We start from the raw sequence: 23,187 nt of genomic DNA on the forward strand, positions 1-23,187 counted from the left end.
CGAGTCCGGAGCTGCGCAAAGAATTCGCACACCGGATGGAGCGGTATGCGGATTTTAGCGCCAGCTATCTGCGGGAATTGAACAGCAGCCCGGAATGCGCCGTGCTGGCGGACCGCATCCGCGAAATCGCGCGCGAACGCCCGGTCACCTTGCTGTATGCCGCCAAGGACCCGGTGTATAATCACGCGAACGTGCTGCGGCGTTGGCTCATAGAGTGAATATAGAAAAAGCTGCTCCCTCGCTATAGAAGTGAAGAAGCAGCTTTTTTCGCATGAAGAATTGTGGTCAGTCCCCGGCATAGATCACCGGATTCAGCTTGTCAATTAGCAAGCGTCCCTCCGCACTCAAATAGTCCTTCCGCCATGGAACGGCTGACGATTCGGCCAAAAATATGGGTCAGGCCAGCGGCGGCGAATTTGCTGCCCTCTGCACCGGAGCGTGAACCGCAGTAGTTGATCGATTCCTCTAGGAAACGATCCGGCAGGTTCACCACGAAGTCGGCCCCCGCTCCTCCAAATCCCTATATTTCTTATCAAGGTGATTCCGGTCACACTGCCACTTACGAAGGATGGAGAAGGATTGACAACCCCAAAAGCGAGCGATACTACGGCAGGTATCATTAAGCCAAAGCTCTTGGACGCGATCGTCCAAGAGCTATTTTTGCGTTTTTCTAGGTCGACTCCATCCGCTTAACGCTTCACCCAAGCTAACTCTAAATCCATCTCCCGGATGCATTCATCGGAATCATACCGGTTGTTGTCGATCAGCGGCGTTACAGGGTAGGCCTGCATCTCCTCCGCTGCATGCGGTCGCAGGATCGGGTCCAGCGCGTCGAGATCATTAATTTCTTCATCAAGCCACCGGGTCATGTCCCCAGGGGACAAAATCGCCGGCATCCGGCTCTCGAACTCCCCGATCAATGGATTAGCCTCCGTCATGACGAGGGTACAGGTGCGGAGCGGTTCGCCGCGCGTATCCCGCCAAATTTCGTACAGGCCGGCGACGCCAAAGATGCCGCGGTTTTTCAGCACTACGCGCACGGGGTATTCCTTCTTGCCGTCCTTCTTCCAATAATAAAAGCCATTGCAGGGGATCACGCAACGCTGTGTGCTGATGAGCCGACGGTACGTCGGATTTTGGTGGACGTTTTGCAGATCGGCATTCACCGCATCTTTTCCCCAATAAGGAACGAGCCCCCAGCGGAACTCGTCGAGTACCCGCTCCCCGTCCTGCTGAAGCACTACCGGCGTGGGTTGTGTGGGGCTGATGTTAAAGCGGTTTTTATAATAACACATGACTCGTCCGATCTGAAAATGCTCCTGAACCTCCGGCAGCTCGGCCGCCATGGAAAACCGTTGACACATAAACTTCTGCCTCCTTTACCGAGTTGTGATGTAGTGTTTGCTAATGGAGGAAAATAATGCATATTTATTGAATTTGATCTGAACAAGTTTTGATGAAAAATAGAATCAGGTGATCTTATGACAACGAATGCGGATAAATTGGACAGATTTAAAGGCTGCCTCGCAAATCAATTTGGACAACCAAACGATTGAAGTCGAGGATGATTACTCCATCGATGACATACTCGAATTGGCAGGAATATTGACTCCGGAGCAAGTTTTCGATCAGCATGTCTTTCGATGTGACCAGGTTCTTCCTGCACATGAGCAGCTCCAACATCTGTGATTCCTTAGGAGGAAGTTGGACTTCGCCAGAACCGCATCGGAGCGTATGAGCGAGCGGATCAAGGCTTAAGTCGCCGCATGTCAAAAGTCCATCCTTATGCAATATCGTTCCTCGGCGGCCAAGCGCTCGCAAACAGGCTAGCAGTTCATACGTTTGGAACGGCTTGGACAAATAATCATCGGCTCCGCAATCGAGACCATGAATTTTGTCCTCGGTTTCTCCTCTCGCCGTGAGCAAAATGATGGGGTTCATGATGTCGTTTTCCCGTAGCTCCTGGAGAACATGAAGTCCGTCCATTCTCAAAACTTGGCTTGATGAAGTGCTGACACAAGGCTGGGCATATGGCAGGAACGGGGGAGATAAGCTACATGATGGTCATTTTATATTTTCCACCGATAATTGACAGCGTGTAATAGAAACCACTCTTTTCTAAGGCTGGTCCTGGTACAGCGCAACTGGTGTTTTTCATCTTCAGAGGGATTTCTTTTCCTCCGTACAGGCACGGATGGGCCTCCGCCCACATACAATGAATTGACCCAAAATGAAGCGAGGTTGTATTCATCGTGATGTGAATCTGCGGGAGGTGTCATCTTTGCCGGGATTGTTTACCGCAATTGCTTTATTCATTAAACAGCTGACGTTGCTCGTATCGTATGTCAAAAATAATGCGTTTCCGCAGCCCCTGACCGAGGAAGAGGAAACGAAGCATCTGCAGCGTATGGCGGAAGGGGATGCGGAGTCTCGCAATATCCTGATTGAGCATAACCTGCGGCTGGTGGCGCATATCGTCAACACGTTGTGAACACGAACCGACGTCAGGAAGCAGCGCGTTTTGTGTGCAGCGGGCGGTTTGTGCGGTGAGGTGGGCCGAGCTATATGGAGCCTGAATCAGCCGGTCCGAGGGGGCCGGTTTTCTGCTTCTTCTGGAGTTAATACCGATACTTGAGAGCCTTGTACGGCAAGTATTCCGTATACCAATGGAGCTTGCCATTAAGATTGAAGGGAATAGCCGTATTCTACCATACTTCATATCTTCCAAATCTAGTATAATAAAGTATCGACATTTTTCTCCGAAAGGGTATGCGCGCGGTATGATGAACTTGTTTGATGTAGTACCGGAAGGATTATTTCATCTTCTGACGGGTTCCAATCGGAAGATATATGCGGAAGCACTGCTGCTTTTATACGAGCATTCGCAAAGGGAGCGGTTCGGCATTCGCTATGAAGTCATGCGGGATCTGCTGCAGGAGCTGCTGGAGACTCAACAAGAAACGGGTATGGTCATTTCTGCCGATGAGGATGAGCCGGTTGGAGCTGGAAGAGAGGATCAGCTTACGTTAGAGGATGTCTCCAGAGCTCAGGCCAATGCATTGCTGCGACGGCTGGAACGGGCGAAGTGGATTGATGTGGAAACCCGCAGCCAGTTCGAAGCTTATATTGTACTTCCCCATTATGCCAGCCGGCTGATTGCGGTGTTTCAGGAATTATGCGAAGCACGGACGGTCGAATATCAACGGTTTGCTTTTGTAACTTATCAGCTTCTTACCGGCGAGGAGGCCAAAATGCGCCCTTGTTTCGCCGTAATGGAGGCGGCACAGGTAACAAGGCAATTTCGCCATGAATTGATTGGGTTATACAATAATATGAAGCATCACATGGAGACAGTTGTTCAAAAAACTTCGATTCGCGAAGTGCTGGACCATCATTTTGAAACCTATAAATCGCAAATTGTAGATAAAAGCTATCACCGGCTCAAAACGTCGGATCATGTGGCGCGCTATCGTTTTCAAATCCTTCATACGGTTCAGAAGTGGCTCCTAGATCGGGGTTTGCTGCAGGAAGCTGCAATGGACGGCGTCAAGAGCGAGCTGTATGAAACGGTTGAACAAGCGGAATATGCCGTCAAGGAAGCTTTATTCTTCATTGAAGAAACCTTTGTCGGGCTGGAAGAGATTTTCTATCAGATTGATGTGCGGCATAACCAGTATCTTCGTTCTTCCTACGACCGGGCCAGATATTTGAGTCAGCAGCATGAAGGATTGGACCGCCGGTTGACACGTCTGCTGGAGCTGCTCGGCCAGCAAAAGCAGGATGCGGAATACTCGCTGTTCGCGATTAATCAGGTTCGCGGATGGTCAGAGCAGTCACTCCTGCCGCCGCGCCGCCGAAGGATGGCTCATCAGCCGGAGACCCATGTTACGGTTCCGATTCCGGCACACGTGATGGAGGAGCTGCGACAGAGGAACGTAGAGAAAATGCGCAAGGCCATTACCCGTAAAAAAGTGGATGATTACGTCATGACCCGGCTTGGTGACCGAAAGCGCATGGAACTGATCGAGCTCGCTCCAAGTAGTGCCGAGGAATTTCTTATGCTGGGGTATGTTTATTTGTATGGCTCGGATGGTGGCTCGCGTTTCAGCTTGGACCGGCAAGGCAAGCGGCAGACGGTTAGTGTCGGAAGATATCGATTCCATAATCACGACATTGTCCGTAAAGAGCGGGGAGGATAACGATTCATGATGTTTCAAGATTTGAGCGACTCTGAACAATCGAAGGTCAAAGAAGTAATCCAGCGACTCATGGAGGTTAACCTTCTGATCAAAGACAAGGACCGGGAGTTGTATGCGACAATTCGTCGCTACCGTACCGCGTTGGAGGGCTATTATCGATTCCTTGGTTGGGAACTTGTCGTGGACGAGCGGCATGAATGCGTCTATCTGCATATTCCCGATGGCCGTCTTCGCCGTAGGCTTGACCGGGAACAGACACTATGGCTGCTGGTGCTGCGCTTACTATATGAGGAGAAGAGGCAAGGCCTATCGCTGGCGGATTATCCTATGATTACCCTTTATGAAATTCGCAGCAAGTACGAGACGTTCCGGCTGGAATGGGTAAACCGTACCGCATTGGACAGGCTGGTTAGATTGTGCGTTCAGGCCCAATTGATTGAACCGCTGGATTCCGACATTCGTTCCGATGATGCCCGGTTCAAGCTGTTCCATACTTGGATCTATATGATTCAGACGGATGAGATGCAGTCGTTGCTTGATAAGCTAGAATTGTACCTGACGAACGCGGAGGGAGGATTGCTGGATGAAATGGATGAAGCGGCTGCGTCTGATTAACTGGCATTATTTCAAGGACGAGGAGCTGGAATTCGGAAAACAGACGTTGATCACTGGACAGAACGCCGCGGGAAAATCGACGATTATTGACGCGCTGCAGGTGCTTTTCGTTGCTGATCATCGAATGATCAAGTTCAATGCGGCTGCACACGATGACGCCAAACGCAGCTTTATCAATTATCTTAGGGGAAAAATCGGCAGCGACGAGCGCTCCTTTTTGAGGGACGGCGATTTTACGACTTATATTGCAGCTGAATTCCGGGACGAGGACCGTAAGGAATGGTTCGTTGTCGGGGTAGCGATTGATGTATACCGGGGAAGCACGACCGGGGAAGAAGAGTATTTCATTTTGTCAGATCGGCGGTTGGATGATTTGCAGTTTGTCAAATCCAACGGCCAGCTGCTCAATCGAGACGAATTCCGCAAGCGCTACGGTGGGGAAAGCGTCAGGGTCAGCGGGCTCTCCGGAAAAAAGGCTTTGTTTGAAAGGAACAAGACCAACTATCAGAAAGCCTTACTCGCCCGGATGGGACAGCTTCATGATCGGTTTTTCACAATATTCACCAAAGCGCTCTCGTTCAAGCCGATCCAGAATATCCGTGCTTTTGTCTACGATTATATACTCGACCGAAAAGAGCTGCAGTTGGATTTGATGCGGCAAAATTTCGAGATCCACGAACGGTATCGCCAGGAGCTGGAGCATCTTCAGGAGAAGAAGCTGCACCTGCAATCCATACGTGAGTGTTATGCCCAGTATGCCAAATACAAGGAGACTGCCATTGAGCAGGATTATGTGATCCGGCGCTTGAAAGCGGATTACGAGAGTGAGAATCTGGAGCAGACCGAACGGGACAATGTCCGGCTGGAAGAAGAGCTGCGACAGCTTGCGGATGATATTGACCTTGCCGCCCGGTTGCAGGCGGAAGCCCGGGACAAGCAGCAGGATGCTTACCAGCGCTGGCAGAACCATGCTGCGGAGAAGCGCAAGAAAGAGCTGCACGAGGACATTGCCCGGCTCACCGCTCAACAGAGCGAGGGAGAGAGGCTCTTGCTCACGTATCGGAGACAAATTGAACGGGAGCTTCAGCTATTGGCGAACTTGTACGATTGGCCGGACAATCCGTACTGGACATGGAAGCCTGGAGAGAGGGAGACGCTTCGCAGTTATCAGGAGAGCCTGGCGCGTCTTGACGCTGTGGCACGTTGCGGAATCATTGAAGTCCATGAGGAAGAAGAGTGGACACGGGATCTGGCTGAGATTGGAGAAGGTCTAACGGCGTGGCGTGACAGGATGCTCGTTCAACATAACCAGTTGCAGGAAAAGCTGGGTGAAACGGACGCTCGAATCGAAGAGTTAAGAACGATCATTCGTGATCTGGAGCAGCAGAAGCGCAGCTATGCCGAACCGGTGCGCCAGTTGAAGGGCATCTTGGAGGAACGGCTGCGGGGCCGCTCGGCGGTTTGGGTGTTTTGCGAGCACATGGAGCTCAAGGAAGAGCTTTGGCGTAATGCGGTGGAAGGGTATTTGAACACCCAGCGCTTCGATCTGTTGGTTGAACCGGAATGTTTCGCAGAGGCATTGTCTATTTATGAAAGAGAGAAGCGAACCTATCGGCTGGAAGGCGTCGGTCTCGTCGATACGGAGAAGGAGAAGCGGTATTTGGGAACGGCCGTAACCGGTTCCCTGGCACTCGAGCTGCAGGCGGAGCATCCCGTAATCCAGGCGCACGTCGAGCATTTGCTGGGCAAGGTGATGAAGGCTGCAAACGAGCAGGAACTGCGACACCATCGTACAGCGGTGACCCAATCATGCATGGTTTACAACAACCTGGTAGCCCGGCAGATGCGCAAGGAGCAATACGAGGTTCCGTTCATAGGCGCCAAAGCGATCGCCCGCCAGTTGGAAATCCGCCGCTCCGAGCTGGTGTCTGCCCAGGACGAACGGCGCATGCTGTATGCTTGGGGTGAACACCTTTCCGAATGGATCGGCAAATTGAAGGAAACGGGCTGTACCAAGCTTGCCGACCATCTTGGCCTGATGCGGCATATCCACGAATGCTCGGAAATGCTATTGCAGAAGACAGAGGAACTGAATGGTCTCGATTTCAGCGAAGCGGAGCGGCTGCAGGCGGAGTATGAGCAGTGGAAGAAGGATGAACAGAAGTGGCAACAAAAATGGGGATCCTTACTCCAAAAGCAAACGGAAACCGAATCGAAAAAGTCCGAAGCGGAAGGAAAGCTGCACTTGCTTCGGATTAAGGTGCAAGAGTACGAAGCCGCATGGCGGAATTGGATCAATGAGCACGGCAGCGAGCGGGAAGCGGGAGCGATGCAAAGATACGAAGAAGCATGCAATTCGTCCGCCTCCACTTGGCAGAAAATCCAAAATTGGGAAGGCAGCTGGAAGGGTCAGCAGACACTGCGCGACAGCCAGTTCAACAAGCTGCAATTAATGCGGCAAAAATATAATATCGATCAAAATTTTATCGCCGACATCCAGAAGGTCACGAACGAGGATTACGATCGGCTGCTTGAAACGATCGAACACCTGAATATTCCGGAATATCAGGATAAAGTTGCGGCGGCTTTGAAAGAATCGGAAGAGGAGTTCAAGTCCCACTTTATTTTTCGGTTAAGGGAAGCGATCGAGATGGCCCGTAGGGAGTTTCACGAGCTGAACTATGCGCTGAGGCATTTTCCTTTTTCCGACGACAAGTATCATTTTGAGGTTTCCCCTAGTGAACGTTACAAGCGCTTCTATGATGCCGTGATGGATCCCATGCTTTTGGAAAAGGGTTCATTGTTCGAATTACCGGACAATGATCGTACCGAGGTTCTGCATGAGTTGTTCGATCTTCTGGTCAAAGGTGAGGCCGGACAATTGGAGGAGTTCTCGGACTATCGGCAATACTTGGATTTCGATATTATCGTAACATCCGGCAACGGCAAATACCGCTTCTCGCAAGTGCTGAAGGAGAAATCGGGAGGCGAGACGCAGACACCGTTCTATATTGCGATATTGGCTTCCTTCCACCACTTATATTCCGGAAAAAGCACGCGGCTTGTCATTTTCGATGAAGCGTTCAATAAAATGGACGAGCAGCGGATTCAATCCAGTCTGCGGTTGATTAAGCAAATGGGTCTGCAGCTGATTGCCGCCGTTCCCGATGAGAAGATGCAGCATATGGCTCCTGAGGTGTCCACCACGCTGTTCGTCAGCAAGCATAACTACCAGTGTTATGTAGACATGATTGACAAATGGGACAACGGGGCGGAAGACGAGATGGCGAGAGCGGGAGCCGTGGAAATAGCGGAATATGAGGCTGAGGCGGCTGCCGCATCGAATTTATCGAACGTTGACAACGGGAAATCCCCCTCAGCCGATGATGCGGATGAAGGAAACGGTCAAGGCTTTTTATTCTAGATTTTATGGTAAGGGGTGATCTGCTTGGAGATTCATGAAACGCCATATAAATCCAAATTTGTCTCCCAGCTGCTAAACCTCCTGTTGGACAAATACGAGTTAAGCCAGTCTTTTGTAACCGGGCAGCCTTCCAAGCAAAGGCCGCAGCTATCTCTTAACAAAAGTCCATTCTGGCAAGATTATACAGACGAAATGGATTTCCGTAAACGAATTTGGATCAACGAAGCAGCTTCCGAGTTGGAGCGGCTCGGACTTGTTGAACTCAATTGGGCCCGGTTTCGCACCGGCGAGCAGTTGGAAAGAATCTATCTGCGATGGAGTGAGTTGAAGACGGCTTATCGCGTTGCGGGGCGGATGCCGAAGCGGGACAAGCTGGAACGCTTGCGGCACATCCTTACTCCCTTATCCCGCCATCCTTGGGAATGGGTCAGGGTGTGGTCTGAACAAGCCGATGTATCGCTAGCCGAAGGTAAAACTGCCCACCTGGAGGTGGACGATCCAGAGGGGTATAAGGATCTTGTTTGTGTATTGCTGGAGCTTCCTAGGCTCGAGCGAGCCGTTCCAATAAGATTACTTAGCCAGAGGCTGTTCAAGGACTCCAAGCACATGGAAAGAAACGTTCAACGAAGGTTGCTTTCGCTCGCCAAGCAGGCATCAGGAGAGGAGCGTGAAACCGAGGAAGAATGGCTTGATTTCCTCGGGGTGGCCAAAAATCCACAAATTGTGCTGGTAAGCGGGCCTCTTTCATTCCGTACTACCGACAGTCGTAAGGTTGATATTGGAGTGTTTGCCGGTGGGGTTGGCTTATCGGATAAAACGGTGGAAGAAATGTATCAAGTGCAAACAGTTGCCACTCGGATAGTAACAATTGAAAACTTGGCGACTTATCATCTGTGGCTCGAACACGCTTCCGAGCTCCGCGACACAGAGCTTGTTCTATATACCGGGGGATTTCCCCATCGGTCATTGCAATCCTTTTTGTGTAGACTGGCAGAGCATTTGGCCTCGGCATCGGAAAAGAACATTGAAGTGTATCATTGGGGTGATATTGATCTGGGAGGAATCCGGATTTTTGAATACCTGCGGAAGAAATTCTTTTCTAATCTGAGGCCCATGCTAATGGATGCGGAGACGCTTCTTCGTTACGAGTCCTCAGCGGCGTCAATCAGCGATGAATATGCCGGAAAGCTTGAGGAGGCTCTAAAGGATACCCGACTGACCCATTGGAGGCAGGTGCTGCAAACGATGCTTGATCGAAGGATACGCTTGGAACAGGAAAGTATTGTGGAATTGGATTAAAGAAGAAAACAATGGACATTAACTTTCTGACTTTTTGTTATGGAGGAAAACCAGACCACTCATCTTTGACGAGGGGTTCAGGTAACGTTCTTGTATTCACGAATCCGAGAACCTTAAGGCAGCGTAGCTGCCGGCCGCGACGCGGTTAGGTTCGCAGGGTTGTCTGCATGAATCTTCTCCCCCGAAATGCCTCGGGCAGACCAAGGGCCGTATGGCCCGAAGCGTGAATACGGTGTTAGCTGATGTTGCTGACTACCTTGAAATAGCCCGTACGATCTTTATGAAATTTCATTAAGTACGTGTTATAATAAAATTAATTTAGCTTTTCTAGATAGGGGTTGATCGAATGGCAGTTTCAAAAGATCATTTGAACAAATTAATTCAACAATTACCTGAAGAAGCCCTTCCAATCGCTGCTGATTTCTTGGAAAAATTAGTCACAAATAAAGAGTATCGTCATATCCCTTGGGATGATGAGCCAACTACTCAAGATGATATTGAAGCAATTAAAAAAGCTAAAGAATCCTTTAGACGTGGCGAGAGTATTAAACTTAAGGATGTTATCGATGACTTACTCAATTGAGTTCTATAAAGATGCTCTTAAGTATTTACAAAAATTAGATAGGACGAATCGTATTCGAATTACTCAACATCTACAAATTCTCTGTGAAGACCCTTATCATCCAGAGCTCGATATCAAAAGGATGCAAGGAACAATGGACGAATATCGATTACGAGTGGGTTCTTATCGAATTATTTATTCAGTTGAGAATGATAAGTTACTTATCCAAGTAATTAAAATTGGCTCTCGTGGTGATGTATATAAATCTTAACTTCTAGGTCTATTCTTACAGGGTAGGCCTTTTTACTTTTCTTCAGATCTTCAGCAATTTCAGCTAACGGCGCGGTTTGCGAAGTAAGGGTGGACGAGCTACATGGGCGATATGCCGGTCCGTGGGGACCGGTTTTCTGCTTCTACAGGATTCGGGGCGGTTTATGTTATACTGGTGATAAAAGAGCGGAAAAGCTTATGACATGGGGTGACATCGAATGGAAAAGGTCAATTCACCGGAAGAGTTGATGGAGAACATATCGAATATGAGCCGCGACAACTCCGTGTACCACTTTCATATTCCAGGAAAGGGAAAGTTCACTCTCGTCTTGCAAGAGGAAGAGCAGCGGTCCATTCAAGCTTGGCAAAGCCTTGAGCACATCGGAGTTACTGAAATCCTTATCTCCCGAGGACTTTCGATCATGAACCGCGTAGTTTTATGGTCTCCGGCAGTAAGCTCTCCCAGTTTCGCAGCGAGTGATTTTCTCCCGAGAAAACGTATGATTTCATATAATTATTCATTCTTGAAACAGAAGCTATACTCACCAATCCCATTATAGGCAAAGCTTATACTGAGGAAGACAGACCTATGCGGGACTGTCGCGTATCATTGTGAAGAGGTCTAGGATTTCTTTTGAACAGCAGGAGAATGAAGTTTAGAATGTTCCTGTTTTGTTTCCCGGAGAGAAATGAAAATGATTGCTCAGATTTATAATTGGGAGGAGAACAGTTGGCTATGCCCCTGCCAAATAAGTTGGACCGACAAATGTCTGAGGATGAATGCAGCATTGACGATATCCTTGAATCGGCTGGAGTTTTAACTCCGGAACAAGCTGCGCATTTGACTGATGAAATCAAAAGGATGCGCGAAGAAGAATGGGAATGAATCTAAATAGCCTACCCATTGTAATTCCAACCGGGATACAGTGGGATTGTTTATATACTCGGAATACTTAAAAGGAGAACAGACGATCATGGTTTATAGATGCAGAATCGAACTGAATGAGATTGCCCCGAAGATTTGGCGGGAGTTTCAATTTCATCCGGACGTGACGTTTCATCAGCTTCACAAAATCATCCAATCGGTCATGGGATGGGAAAATTACCATTTATACGAGTTTCATGTGAAAGAAAAGGTGATCGGTCTGCCCGATCCGACATTCGCAGATATGGAAGACCGAGAGGTATTGAATGCTCGAAGAGAAATCGTTCAGAAGCATGTTCACGAAGAAAACACCGTATTTACATACGTGTATGATTTTGGAGATGATTGGCAGCACACGGTTACGTTGATCAAAATCGACGCATCGACATCCGACCCGGCACCCTTGTGTCTGGATGGTGCCCGCGGCTGTCCGCAGGAAGATGTGGGAGGCGTGTGGGGGCATCAGCATATGCTGGAAGTACTGCTTACTCCCAATCATCCGGAGCGGGATCATTTTATAGGCTGGGTTCGAGAAGGATATGATCCCGAACATTTCTCCTGCGAAGAAGTGAATCAGGAGCTTGAGCGGCAGAAGGACAAGCTGATCCCCAAGTCACTGGTTAAGCGGCCGGTAGGGAAAAAGCCTGTGAAGCTGACGAAGTCTGCTCTGAATAAGCATCTGAAGCAGCTAAATAGCGACCAGCTTATCGATTTGGTGAAGGCTTGTCATGGCGCCAGCAAAGATATGGAGAAGTTTCTTGCTGTAAGAATACTGGGCGATGAAGCAGTAGAGTCTCTCTTTCAAGAGTATTGCAAGAAGGTTGAGAAAGAGTTTTTCCCTGAGCGGGGATTTGGCAAGCTGAGACTCCAGGAAGCGAAACATGCGATCTCGGAATTCGAAAGATTGACTGGAAATGCCAGGTACGCCCTGGAATTGAAGCTGGTCTACGTTGAAAATGGAGTTGATTTCACCCTAAGCTACGGGGATATTGGTGAACGCTTCTACTACAGCATGGTGTCCATGTATGCCGATATCATTGATCAAGTAAATAAAGATGAAACAGCCGAGTTGTTCGACGAATTCGAGGAGCGCCTTGAAGCCGTGGTTTCGAAAACAGAAGGGATCGGCTGGGGTTTTCATGACAATTTGGCTAATCTGCACGCTCAAATAAGATGGATTTAGGTGGGGAACTTAATGCGCGGCAGGAAGAAAAATAAGCGGACCGGTCAGAAAGCGGAATTCACGGGGCTGTTGGAGCAAGACGAGAATTTCTATTTTATCGCCGGATATACGGATGGCGGCTTCCCGTATGGAACCACGTGGGAGGAATATGAGGCGGAACAACGCGGCGAGTTGATCAAAGCGATAGTAGCTGAGGGAGAACCTATGAAAGAATTGAAATTGACCAAGCAGCAGTTTCAGGAGATTGTGGATGCATACGACATGTACGTAGAAGGAATAGAGTCCTTCCTGAATATCGAAACTGGAGATGTTGTCACGTTGCGAACGTTTGACCGGGATGAAGAGGACGAAGAATTAAGCGAGATCATTGAAGAAGGCTTTAATGAAATTTACTTTCGGATACCGAAACGGGAGTCGGATGAAGGATATACCGACATGGTTGATTTTGCGGAAACGGTTGAAGATAAAAAGCTGCAATCCACTTTGATGCACATATTAAGCGGCGGCAAGAGAATATTCCGAAGATTCAAGGATGCGTTATCTTCCGACAGTGAGCAGTTAGAGCGGTATTACCAGTTTGTTGAAGAGCAGAATCGCAAACGTGTTTCTGATTGGTTGGAATCCATTGAAGTGAAGTTGATTCTCAAGTAATAAAGAAATGTTTGGGCAGGGGATACCGGTGAAACGTTCTTCAAGACAGACGATGATTAAGCTGTATGCTCAAGCGGTCATTTCGGAACTTCAACAATTAGGTTATCCCAATGATCAAGCTAAAGCAGTCTTTTTTCGACACTATCGAGACATGAAACGCTTATTTGGTCTTGAGCAGAATGTATGCGATTTTGCAAAGATGATTGATGAATTTGAACGTGCCATGCAGAAGAAGCATGACCCGAGTGATCCCAATTCAATTGCTGTTGGCCATCTAAACCACTTGGCTAAAACATACATCCTTAAGCATAAAAGCAACAAATGAGCAGGATTATTTTCCAAATGGCAACCGATATACGACCTGTGTCGCTGTCACCATTTCTAAAAGATGAATATGTAGACGCTGCGGCAGACCAACATATTCCCTTCTTTACCACGGTGCGATCTTATCAGGTGTTCATCGACTATTGGAATTCCAAGATGGAAAGAAGCATCCAAAGGGGGTGGTCCTCTTGAATTTATCCGATTTTTCCAGATACATAGATCCTGCAGTTGTACACAGAGGGAAGGAATACGCGTCCGAAGGACGGGTAATTTCCTTGAAGTCCATTGCCGATGAAAAGTACACTGCGGTTGTGCGCGGGTACGAGGATTATGAGGTTTATGTAAGGCTAGACAACGAGAACAACATAATGGAATCGGAATGCGATTGTCCGTACGATTTTGGACCGGTATGCAAGCATCAAGTCGCCGTATTCCTCGAGCTTAAGAATAGAGAAGCAGACGGGGTATCTTCACCGGAACCGTCTCTCCGGCAACTGTTGGAAGCAGAGAGCAAGGAGAAATTAATCGAATTGCTGCTCTCGATTGCATCGGATTCATATACCGCGGAAGAGCGCATCAGACTCCACTTGTCGAAAAGGGGCGCGGATCAGGAGTTGGACGCCTGCCGACGGTTGATTCGATCCTACATTGACACATATTCGGATGATCATGGTTTTGTGTCTTGGCGGAACGTAAGCCGCGCGGTGGAAGGTGCGAAGATCGTCGCTGAAAAGGCTCTCTCCGCCTTCGATGAAGAGGAATGGTTGCACGGGCTGGCGATTCTGTTTTGCATCATCGAAGAGATGATTGAATTATTGCAGTCCGCCGACGATTCGGACGGTGGAGTCGGGATCGTGATCGAAAGCTGTCTGGAATCGATCTTCAAGCTGGTTCAGGATCGCCATCATATTCCGGCGGAAGAACGCTTGAAGATTTTCCGCCGGTTGTTGGAGGAGACACACCAGCCTTATTACGACGGGTGGTCGGATTGGCAGCTCGCGCTCCTCGAGGCGGCGGGCGCGCTGATCGAGTCGGAACAGATGCAACATCAATGGGATGATGCGGCGGATTCGCTCCTGGGTCATACGTCCGGAAGCAATTGGTCGCGGGAGTACACAGACGAGCGGGTAACTGTGCTCCGATATGGTCAAATTTTGGAACGTTCAGGTGAAGAACAGGCGAAAGCTTATTTGTATAAACATCTGCATTTCCCGGAAATCCGGGAGATTGCGATTCGTGCGGCGCTTGAGCAAGGCGATGCCGAGGAAGCGATCCGATTGGCGGAGGCCGGGGAAGCTCAAGATCAGGGGCTGCCGGGGCTCGTCTATCGCTGGAAGAAATATCGGTATGAGGCATACCATCGCACAGGACAAGTCGAACAGCAGCGGAAACTCGGGATGGAGCTGATCATGAACGGAGAATATGATTATTACCGGTCTGTGAAGGATACATTTTCGGATGAGGGAGAATGGTCCTTGTATCTGCAAGATATGTTAGATCAATTGGAGCAGAGCCCGAGGGGAGAGCATACGTATACCCAAATCCTGGTGGAAGAGGAGATGTTCGCACGGCTTTTGGAACATGTCCGCAAGGCACCTTACCGAATTGAATCGTTCTATGAGCAATTGCTTCCGCATTACCCGGAGGAGGTGAAGGCGCTTTTCGTGGCATATATCGAATTCCGGGCGGATCAATCCAGGGACAGGCGAGATTACGCCGATGTTTGCCGGATCATTCGAATGCTTCAACAGGTTGGCGGGCGGAAAGAAGCGTTCACCGTCACACAAGAATTGTTAACCAGGTTTCCGCGAAGACCGGCTTTCCGGGAGGAGTTGGGGAAGATCCGTTTTTGAACTTTATAATGGAATAAGAAGTCACGCGGTTTGTGCACAGCGGATTTTTTTGTGATGAGGGTGGACAAACCGGTATGCGAAACCTGTAATTTTGATCATAATCGAATATGTTATAATAATGTCTAAATGGAGACGGATTCGGTGGTGATCAATGATGGATCGTGTTCAAGATTTGCAAAAACTGATCAAACTTACGGGCGATCGCGCGAAACTGGATGCAAAAGCGAACGGGACTTACATTGTCTATCAAACGGAAAAAGGCCAGATTGTCAAAGAATATTCAAACGGTGTGATCGAGCCAATCGACAATCCTGGGGTTCATCATGAATGAGTACTCCACAGTGATGGTTGTATTCGCCGGCAATAACGGCAGCGGCAAAAGCACCATTCGCAATTTGATAGTGGATAGGCTTGGTATCAGTGTCAATATAGATCCCGACGCTTTAGCTCGCGGCATTGATTCTGACCATCCGGATCGCCGCAAAGTATCCGCAGGCAAAGAAGCGATTAAACTTGCGAGAGATTGTATCCATCATAAACGCGATTTTTCTGTAGAAACGACTTTGGCCGGCGGTAATGCGATAAGACTGATACGGGAAGCCAAGGCGAACGGCTTTGAAGTGACGATGTTTTATGTGGGTCTAAATGATGTTCGGCTCAATATCGAACGTGTTGCCGCCAGAGTTCGAAACGGCGGACATCATATACCGACTGAAGACATCATTCGGAGACAAACCACATCCATGCAAAATCTGCTAACTCATATCCATCTCATTGATCATTTGATTGTGATTGATAATAGCGAAGTTTCCGGTAAAATCGTTATGCAAGCTGAACATAGTATTTTAAAATATCAGGCCGAATCTCTTCCAAAATGGGTGCATAAGATCAAGGATCAGTTACATTGATTATGGAGAATCATATGAAGTTTGAAATTAGCAAATCTATGGAAAACAAAATTAATAATTGGGATAAATGTGAACCCAAAGATGTAACGGGAGCAAAGTTTGCGTACATATTTATACCAACAAGTCTAGGATTGGTTATCAAGGTCCAGTGTGATGTTTGTAAAAGGGAATTACTACTAACCGAAGATGATTAAATCTTGAATTTTACATTTCTCCCAATGTGAATAAGGAATTCTACGCGACCGGATTAGATCTGGTCGTTTTTTTTGTGCAGAACATATATTCGCTGACAAAGTGTTGTCATGACTTAACTATAAAATAAAAATATACTAGGTGATTCTTAATCCATTACCGGTGGTGTTGAAATGCAAATTGATAAGAATGATGTGAGGGATTGTTTGTTAAACTTAATCGCAGGTTTGTCACAGTGGGGAGAAGACTTCAGCGAGCCGCCGGCTCTATTGCGTCAAGGACATATGCAGTTTGTTCGACTCCTGATGTTGGAGGGAAAAAAAGCTCCAATTGATTTGCATTCACTTATTCAATTGTTGCAAAAACCGGCAGAAGAATGGGGAATTGTAGTAGCCGGTATCTATCCGGAGGAAGCGCCGCTCTTGATTCCGGATCTGGGCTTGTCACCAGACGCACGTGAATTTAAAATCATGTACGATTCGCCTGAAGAAGCTCAGACACAAGAAATAGTAGAGATATTGCGCTACTGCCGAGGGACAATGCCGATGCTAGAGGAGAAGTACCGAAAACTTCGAGAGTTCCTTATTACCAATCCGGTTGTATCTGCTTACCGTTTAATGGAGTTTGGGCTGGAGCTTAAGGATACAGAACTGATGAAAAAGCTTAGTCGCTGTTATGAAGAAATTTCGGACGATGTAGAACGATATCGCAAATGTCCACGATGCGGATGGACGCTGGAATTTCGTAACGATCACTGGCAATGCGGGGCAGAAGATCTTTGTGGGAAACTGGCCAGTCGCGGAGAGCTTAAGAAATGGGAAATCCATGAGCCCATGCATCGATTGCGTTATGGAATTTATCGGTACACGATGTTGCCAGGGTTGGCTGAACTTACAGCTAAAGATTGGCTAACGAAGAAAGGTTACAAAGTTGAACTCTTTCCGCAAGTAGACCGGTTTGATTTAGCCGTCGAATTGGATACGCATATCGTCTATCTGGATATGAAGGATTTTAAGCACCCCCTACACCTGGCTAACTTCTTCAATAAAATGCAACCCCACCAACTAGAGAAATATCGAGACCCACATGTATATATTGTCATTCCGCAATACCGAACGAAAATATACCCCGGTTACTCGAAGCTTGTTAAACAAGCACTTATGGCTCATGCGAGTCATCTGAAAGTCATAAATGAGCGGGATGTGCAGAAGCATCTGGCTGGGGAGGCAACGGAGAGATGAGAGTATCGTATTGGACCTATTTTGAGCAGTTCCTTCCGCGTCTCTTGCCATCTGGATTGCCGCGGCAAAACATTGAAACCATTTATACTGTGGAATTGTTCGTTACAGGATGTTTGATGGTTGATTCTTCTATGGATATCAGCGAAGGTTATACGATTTTATCAGGTTACGACTCACCTATTCTTCCCAAGCCTGCTCGGAAGGAGATTGCACACCGTTTAAGAGTTTTATATAGTGCTTTGCGCTCAAGGATGACATGGGACAACTTATTCGAACGATATGAAGAAGTTTCGGTTGAATATAGATTATATGAAAACGACGGTAGTCATTGGAGACTCCGGACTCCTGCCTTGTTCGCCGATCGCAGGAAATGGTACGAGCAATTATTAGAACAAGCTGTTGCCCATCTGTCTAAAGACATACACTTTGCTACATCAGGCAAGTTCCACTATTACAAATATAATCAGGAACAAGAGTCCATTCGTTATGTCGGAGAAATTCCACCGCCGTTGGTTAATACGTCAACATTTCCGAGATATAGACCGAAGGGGAGATTTACACTTCATCTTGGAGACGAGCATACCTATCAGACAGAGGGGATGCGAGAAGCTTCGGCAGCCTTGGAATGGAAGGAACGTGCAGGAATTGGCCTTAAACTAAAATCACTGACAAACCCTAGTATCCGACAGTTTGAGTATAAGGGACTACAGCATATCGTAGGGGGACTGGGGTCTGGAAAATCCACATTTATGGTGTTGGAAACGGATCGATTAGTCCGAGCAGGAGCTCGTGTCGGATTCATTGAGAGCAGTGTCCCTCAAGTATTAAACCGAGTTAAGGAACTTCGTTTATTGGGAATTAACGCTGTTCCTGTAATTGGGAAATCGGCCCGCCGTAAACATCAGAGAGATTATATATCCGCCCGTCGCCATCAGATTCGGGATGTAACGGATTGGGGGCAGGATTCTTATCTGGAACTCCGACATGTATCTGATTTTTGCATCATCCATGCCCTTGCCAATGACCATGAGAATACGACTGATTATCCATGTCGTCAGATCATTCAGCAGGAGAAAAAGTGCGTATGCCCCTATGCAGCCAGTTGCGGAATCTATCGCGACTTCGCAGCCCTGATCCAGGCGGAAGTATGGGTTACAACCTCAGCAAGCATATTGAAAACAAAACTACCTGTTATGCTGGACCCTTACGAGAGAACAGTCTATGAAGCGATGTATGACTTGTTAGACATCATTTTCGTTGATGAAGCCGATGCGGTTCAGAAGCAATTCGATGATTCCTTCGTCTCCGAGATTGCATTGTTTGGTAACTCTCAGCATCTCTTTGAGAAGACCCTGTTAGAATCATTTCGAAAAACGATAGGTTATTATGGTAAGTATGCACATGACGAGGTTGTACAAGACTGGATGGATGTTCTGAATCGCCTTGAAAGCACCATCCGCCGCGGTGTATATCGTACATTGAATTTAACGCCTGAATTCGCTCAGTTTTTGTACCGGAAGCTATTACGGCTCTCTACCGAAGCTTATCGCATCAGTAGCGCTTTCGCCAAGGACGAACAGAATCGGGAGAGAATTGAACAGGAATTACGCAACTATGCGGATCATCCGCTAGAACACCGTATCTATGCAGATGTAACGAAAATGCTGCAAGCTCGAACGAAGAAGGAGCGGGAACAAGCTCTAACTGCCATTCTCCATAAGTTGGGCGGTGAGACAAACCCTGTTGGAAGAATGAAATTCCCGGTTCATTCGTTGGAATTATATTTATGTCTGGCACTTATCGATCATGATATGCAAGTGTTCATGGATCTTTATCCGCTAGTTCAAGCCAAATTAGGAAAATTATCTGAATTCGAGGGACTTTACACGATTCAACGTGAGTTTTCAGCAATTATGAAAGATGCGATGACAGGACGAATGACCGGGTATCTGTATGAAGTAAAACCTGGGAATGACACAGGTACATTCAAAGCCGTTCAGTATTCAGGTGTCGGTCGGCTTCTCCTTGAAGACTGGCAATCGATCTACGCTGGAATAGATGGATATGAAGGTCCTGCGGTTGTTCTGCTTTCAGGTACAAGTCTGGCTCCAGGATCGGCCCATTATCATGTTGCATCGTTGCCTGGATGGCTGTTGGAATCCAATCTGGCTGTTCCAGTCATTCACCAGGAATATTATCCGATCTATGAGCACGGGAAGGAAACCCCTATCCAAATATCCGGTGAGATTGAGGATAGGAGAGAACGAAATCTACGTGCGCTAACCGCCAAGTTAATGCCCAAGATTGAACAAGAATTGCTGGAGTGGCGTTACTCGGGTACAAATCGTAAAGTGCTGTTGATTGTCAACTCTTATGAGGACGTTGCTGATGTCGGAGCCGTATTTGCATCACATTCTTCTTGGAAAAATAGATACCGCCAGTTAACGAGGGACCCGGATCCTTTTCATGAAGCCGAGTTTTCAAGAGCAGAATTAGAGCGGTTTGCTAACGAAAACGCTGATGTGTTGATCGCCCCGTTACTTGCGATAAGTCGCGGTTATAACATTCTGGATGATACGAAAGGTTCATTATTCGGATCTGTATTTTTTATGATACGGCCATATCCGATACCGCAGGACATGACCTATCTCATCCAACTTTTGCATGCCAAACTGCCTGACATCATTGAACGTGCCGATTTTGAAGGCAAGCTTTATAGGCAGGCACTGGACCTCATTCGCAGCGAAAGTAATAGCTTGCTCCACCGGATGTACCGTAAACCAGACTATTGGTCCGTATTAAATCCTGCGGAGAGAAAGACCATAGCCTGGTATACGTTTATCCCAGTCTGGCAAACGATTGGAAGGCTTCTTCGCAAAGGCACACCGGCGAGAGTGTTCTACTGTGATGGTAAATTTCTAGCTCAGCCCATGCGCACGGATGTTGGGGAATCGATGTTGGATTACTGGCTGAAGATCATGGTGGATCATGAATCAAATCCAGCGTTTCGCAGTTTATATGGACCATTTATAGACAGTATGAAAGTCATGATGGAAAGGAATGAGGCCCATGAGTCGGACTGGTAAATTGCTGCAGCTGTATGCTTTCGAGAGCGACCAAAATGCTTGGAATAATAAGCAGATCTATCTACTGGATATACCAACGGTTTGGAGAGAATTTATTCGTCAATTTTATAATGGCGTTAAGCTGCCCTTTGCGATTAAGCCATTAGGTAAAAAACTGCAAAGTATATTTCCACAGATCGTCTCGGTCAATAACCAATTTTATCTGGATGAAAACCGTCCGTGGCTCATTGCAACGCGGCCAGTCCCGGTTGGAATGATCCTATTACTGGCTAAGGGATGGATGAACCAAATAGCAACGAGGCAAGGCGTAGCTGCACCGGATGATTTGGATACGAGTACAATGGACTGGCGAAGCGAGGCGGTAGATTCCATTTTGCATCGTGATTCAAGGTTAAAATATGAATTGCTTCCTGCTCTAGTTGCACATCAATTTTGCTTGAGTCCGAAACAACTACTGCTTGATAACCGGGATGAGCCTGTTGAGCTTATGTTCTCGCAGGTATATGCCACGCAAAAGGCAGAGTGCATGTCTGAGCCCATAACCACTAGATCTGGTACTTTTTCTTATGTCGTCCGATTTCGGTTACAATATAGGGCCGGTGAGCCGGAACGACTATTATTGATGGTTTCGGCTGGAATAAGACGGTTTATTACGAAACCACAGGAGACCAAATATCTGAAAGGCGGCATTAATAGCACGTTATTGGTTTCCATGGACAATCCTCTGATCAAAGATCAGGGAATGGGATTACGTTCGTACGCGAGTTTATCTTTTCGCAGAGAAGGTGGAACTGAGCCTTATACACGTTGGTCTGAAGGGCTCGACGAATTGTTTTGTGATGTCTTATGGGGCAATCCGTTATCGACTGAGGATATCTTAACAAATCCAGTCAAGTATCACTCAGATCGTTCCCCTAAGATATGGGTCGTTCATAATAACAGAGTCTTTAACCCCCTATATGTTGAAGCGGGAATCAGCATTCAGGAGAAAATGAGATTTTACGAGATGGTACGGGAGAATGTATCCGACTGGAGATCGCTTACGCCGTTGCCACTTGTGCCGAAGCCTAAGCTAGAAGGGGCAAGGAGGCGAGTAAGAGAACCGATCCCACCCGTATACTGCGGTCATGATAAAGATTTTGTGCTTGAAGTGTGGGGACCGGACTCTCTTTATCAATGTGTCGTCGAAGCATTGAAGGCAAAAAAATATAAAGGAAAGTTGCTGGCTGAACATGTTGACGGAGAAGTTTTTAGGTTGAACTCTTCCTCTCGAAACCGCATCATTGTGGTCAAGTGTGACAGGAAGGACTATGTAGATGGCTTGGATCGCGGAGCACTTAAGGACCTGGCGGATGAACATCGAACCAACAAAATCCTCCGAAGCATCGAACATGTTAAAGGGAATCAAGCCATAACTTGCTCATTGATTGAAATATTGCCTAAAGACGACTGGAAGAAGCTTGGCGAAGGAATAGATCCCAAGCAAGCCGTACGCAAAGGGTTTCAATTAACGGGGAGGATCACTCAATTCGTCTATCCCGAAAACGGGGCAAAGAAGTCTAAACGTAAGAAAGATAAACCGGAGTCAAGCTATATTCACAAAGTCTTCAACTGTATTTTGGATTTATTGGGGGATGCGGGAGTTATCGATTACAAGGCACATATGGATGTAAATGAACAACGCCCAATCATAGCCTATGATCTGGTTTCAGGTGATAAAGGAACTTATGCGATTCTTACGAAATTGGAAGACGGTGTATTAATGGTAAAAAGCCGGGGCAGTGAGGAATGGTTGAGTTTATCAGAAGCTGTGTTGAAAACAGATCAATTTGATCCGCTTCCCAAAGCCCCGGATGCGCTAAAGAAAGAGGTCGCTCGCTGGTTCGGTGAGCAGTTAAGAATGGAACGAATGAGTGGCAAGGAGCCGATCGTATTAGTTGAAGCGGAGCTTCGATATAAAGGGGTGGACGGCATTCAAAACAACAAAATTGGCCGTGGTAAGATTCCTGACTTACCTGGATGGATACAGAACGATCAGGGGATGACCGTTATTCGTGTTAATTCCAATGATGACGTTCCAGCCTATGGTTTTCGCCCCATGTCATTCTCTATAGGTGTCTATTCTGATAACGAGTCAGGACTGTATTACGGTGTAGGAACCAAACCCAAGACCCAGAGGAACATTGCCAAATCTATGACCAAGTACGATAACCCTGAAACGGCATTTCAGCAACCCCGAGTTGTGGAATATATGCCATTAGGTCCGATGGATAGGCAAGACCGAGAGCGCTTAGCTTGGATGGTGCATCGCTTACGTGAAGTGTGCGTCACCTTTGAATCGACTACGGCACAACCTTATCCCTTGAAAATGACGGGTACGTTAAAGAAATACTTACAATTCAAGGAATATGAGATTACCGAGGCAGAGGCAGAGTTTTTGGAGTTGTAATTGGGG

At 47.4% G+C, this 23,187-nt stretch carries 21 protein-coding genes and 1 pseudogene; 19 read left to right on the plus strand and 3 right to left on the minus strand.

Annotated elements, in window-relative coordinates:
* Positions 1-35: 35 nt before the first annotated feature.
* Positions 36-218, plus strand: a complete 183-nt coding sequence (locus ACL02P_RS01200) for a DUF488 family protein (protein WP_323077282.1) — start codon at positions 36-38, stop codon at positions 216-218.
* Positions 219-319: 101 nt separating this feature from the next.
* On the opposite strand, the gene ACL02P_RS01205 is transcribed toward ACL02P_RS01200, so the two are convergent.
* The 3 genes from ACL02P_RS01205 to ACL02P_RS01215 all read right to left on the minus strand — a co-directional run bounded on the left by ACL02P_RS01205 (position 320) and on the right by ACL02P_RS01215 (position 1,941).
* Positions 320-493, minus strand: a complete 174-nt coding sequence (locus tag ACL02P_RS01205) for a hypothetical protein (RefSeq protein WP_323077281.1) — start codon at positions 491-493, stop codon at positions 320-322.
* Positions 494-689: 196 nt separating this feature from the next.
* Complete coding sequence (locus tag ACL02P_RS01210; RefSeq protein WP_412836652.1) at positions 690-1,364, minus strand: SOS response-associated peptidase; 675 nt, start codon at positions 1,362-1,364, stop codon at positions 690-692.
* Positions 1,365-1,512: 148 nt separating this feature from the next.
* Positions 1,513-1,941 carry a response regulator transcription factor gene (locus ACL02P_RS01215; protein ID WP_412836653.1) on the minus strand — a complete coding sequence of 143 codons (429 nt, stop codon included), beginning with the start codon at positions 1,939-1,941 and terminating at the stop codon, positions 1,513-1,515.
* Between the two features lie 67 nt (positions 1,942-2,008).
* On the opposite strand from ACL02P_RS01215, the gene ACL02P_RS01220 reads away from it, so the two are divergent.
* From ACL02P_RS01220 to ACL02P_RS01305, 18 genes and pseudogenes are all read left to right on the plus strand, one after another.
* On the plus strand, positions 2,009-2,092 hold the full coding sequence (locus ACL02P_RS01220; protein ID WP_412837297.1) for a hypothetical protein: 84 nt from the start codon (positions 2,009-2,011) through the stop codon (positions 2,090-2,092).
* 189 nt (positions 2,093-2,281) lie between these two features.
* Positions 2,282-2,479 (plus strand): annotated as a pseudogene (locus ACL02P_RS01225) (RNA polymerase subunit sigma-70); the annotation flags it as partial.
* A 301-nt stretch (positions 2,480-2,780) separates the two neighbouring features.
* Positions 2,781-4,199 carry a Wadjet anti-phage system protein JetA family protein gene (locus ACL02P_RS01230; protein WP_023554900.1) on the plus strand — a complete coding sequence of 473 codons (1,419 nt, stop codon included), beginning with the start codon at positions 2,781-2,783 and terminating at the stop codon, positions 4,197-4,199.
* Positions 4,200-4,205: 6 nt separating this feature from the next.
* Positions 4,206-4,814, plus strand: coding sequence for a DUF4194 domain-containing protein (locus ACL02P_RS01235; RefSeq protein WP_023554899.1), 609 nt, complete (start codon positions 4,206-4,208; stop codon positions 4,812-4,814).
* Positions 4,783-8,238 (plus strand): ATP-binding protein, encoded by a 3,456-nt coding sequence (locus ACL02P_RS01240; RefSeq protein ID WP_127608671.1) that lies wholly within the window; start codon positions 4,783-4,785, stop codon positions 8,236-8,238. Before ACL02P_RS01235 ends, ACL02P_RS01240 begins: the two co-directional genes overlap by 32 nt.
* A 24-nt stretch (positions 8,239-8,262) precedes the next feature.
* Positions 8,263-9,537, plus strand: a complete 1,275-nt coding sequence (locus tag ACL02P_RS01245) for a Wadjet anti-phage system protein JetD domain-containing protein (protein ID WP_083351195.1) — start codon at positions 8,263-8,265, stop codon at positions 9,535-9,537.
* A gap of 346 nt (positions 9,538-9,883) precedes the next feature.
* On the plus strand, positions 9,884-10,120 hold the full coding sequence (locus tag ACL02P_RS01250; protein ID WP_023554896.1) for a hypothetical protein: 237 nt from the start codon (positions 9,884-9,886) through the stop codon (positions 10,118-10,120).
* Entirely contained in the window at positions 10,104-10,370 is a 267-nt protein-coding gene (locus ACL02P_RS01255) for a type II toxin-antitoxin system RelE family toxin (RefSeq protein ID WP_023554895.1), read from the plus strand. Before ACL02P_RS01250 ends, ACL02P_RS01255 begins: the two co-directional genes overlap by 17 nt.
* Before the next feature lie 729 nt (positions 10,371-11,099).
* Entirely contained in the window at positions 11,100-11,255 is a 156-nt protein-coding gene (locus ACL02P_RS01260; RefSeq protein WP_157462203.1) for a hypothetical protein, read from the plus strand.
* Between the two features lie 88 nt (positions 11,256-11,343).
* Positions 11,344-12,477 carry a DUF6155 family protein gene (locus ACL02P_RS01265; protein WP_412836654.1) on the plus strand — a complete coding sequence of 378 codons (1,134 nt, stop codon included), beginning with the start codon at positions 11,344-11,346 and terminating at the stop codon, positions 12,475-12,477.
* A 12-nt stretch (positions 12,478-12,489) separates the two neighbouring features.
* Positions 12,490-13,128 carry a UPF0158 family protein gene (locus ACL02P_RS01270; protein WP_412836655.1) on the plus strand — a complete coding sequence of 213 codons (639 nt, stop codon included), beginning with the start codon at positions 12,490-12,492 and terminating at the stop codon, positions 13,126-13,128.
* A 28-nt stretch (positions 13,129-13,156) separates the two neighbouring features.
* Positions 13,157-13,453 carry a hypothetical protein gene (locus ACL02P_RS01275; RefSeq protein ID WP_157179516.1) on the plus strand — a complete coding sequence of 99 codons (297 nt, stop codon included), beginning with the start codon at positions 13,157-13,159 and terminating at the stop codon, positions 13,451-13,453.
* Between the two features lie 178 nt (positions 13,454-13,631).
* Positions 13,632-15,305 (plus strand): SWIM zinc finger family protein, encoded by a 1,674-nt coding sequence (locus tag ACL02P_RS01280; RefSeq protein WP_412837298.1) that lies wholly within the window; start codon positions 13,632-13,634, stop codon positions 15,303-15,305.
* 151 nt (positions 15,306-15,456) lie between these two features.
* Positions 15,457-15,636 carry a hypothetical protein gene (locus tag ACL02P_RS01285; protein ID WP_019537557.1) on the plus strand — a complete coding sequence of 60 codons (180 nt, stop codon included), beginning with the start codon at positions 15,457-15,459 and terminating at the stop codon, positions 15,634-15,636.
* Positions 15,629-16,213, plus strand: a complete 585-nt coding sequence (locus ACL02P_RS01290) for a zeta toxin family protein (RefSeq protein ID WP_240353108.1) — start codon at positions 15,629-15,631, stop codon at positions 16,211-16,213. The genes ACL02P_RS01285 and ACL02P_RS01290 overlap by 8 nt, the downstream gene beginning before the upstream one ends.
* A gap of 365 nt (positions 16,214-16,578) precedes the next feature.
* Complete coding sequence (locus ACL02P_RS01295) at positions 16,579-17,646, plus strand: hypothetical protein (protein WP_197186982.1); 1,068 nt, start codon at positions 16,579-16,581, stop codon at positions 17,644-17,646.
* Positions 17,643-20,732 carry a hypothetical protein gene (locus tag ACL02P_RS01300; RefSeq protein ID WP_412836656.1) on the plus strand — a complete coding sequence of 1,030 codons (3,090 nt, stop codon included), beginning with the start codon at positions 17,643-17,645 and terminating at the stop codon, positions 20,730-20,732. The genes ACL02P_RS01295 and ACL02P_RS01300 overlap by 4 nt, the downstream gene beginning before the upstream one ends.
* Positions 20,716-23,181, plus strand: coding sequence for a pPIWI_RE module domain-containing protein (locus tag ACL02P_RS01305; protein ID WP_412836657.1), 2,466 nt, complete (start codon positions 20,716-20,718; stop codon positions 23,179-23,181). Before ACL02P_RS01300 ends, ACL02P_RS01305 begins: the two co-directional genes overlap by 17 nt.
* Positions 23,182-23,187 lie beyond the last annotated feature (6 nt).

This window comes from Paenibacillus sp. MB22_1 (assembly GCF_047200555.1).
GTDB lineage: Bacteria > Bacillota > Bacilli > Paenibacillales > Paenibacillaceae > Fontibacillus > Fontibacillus phoenicis.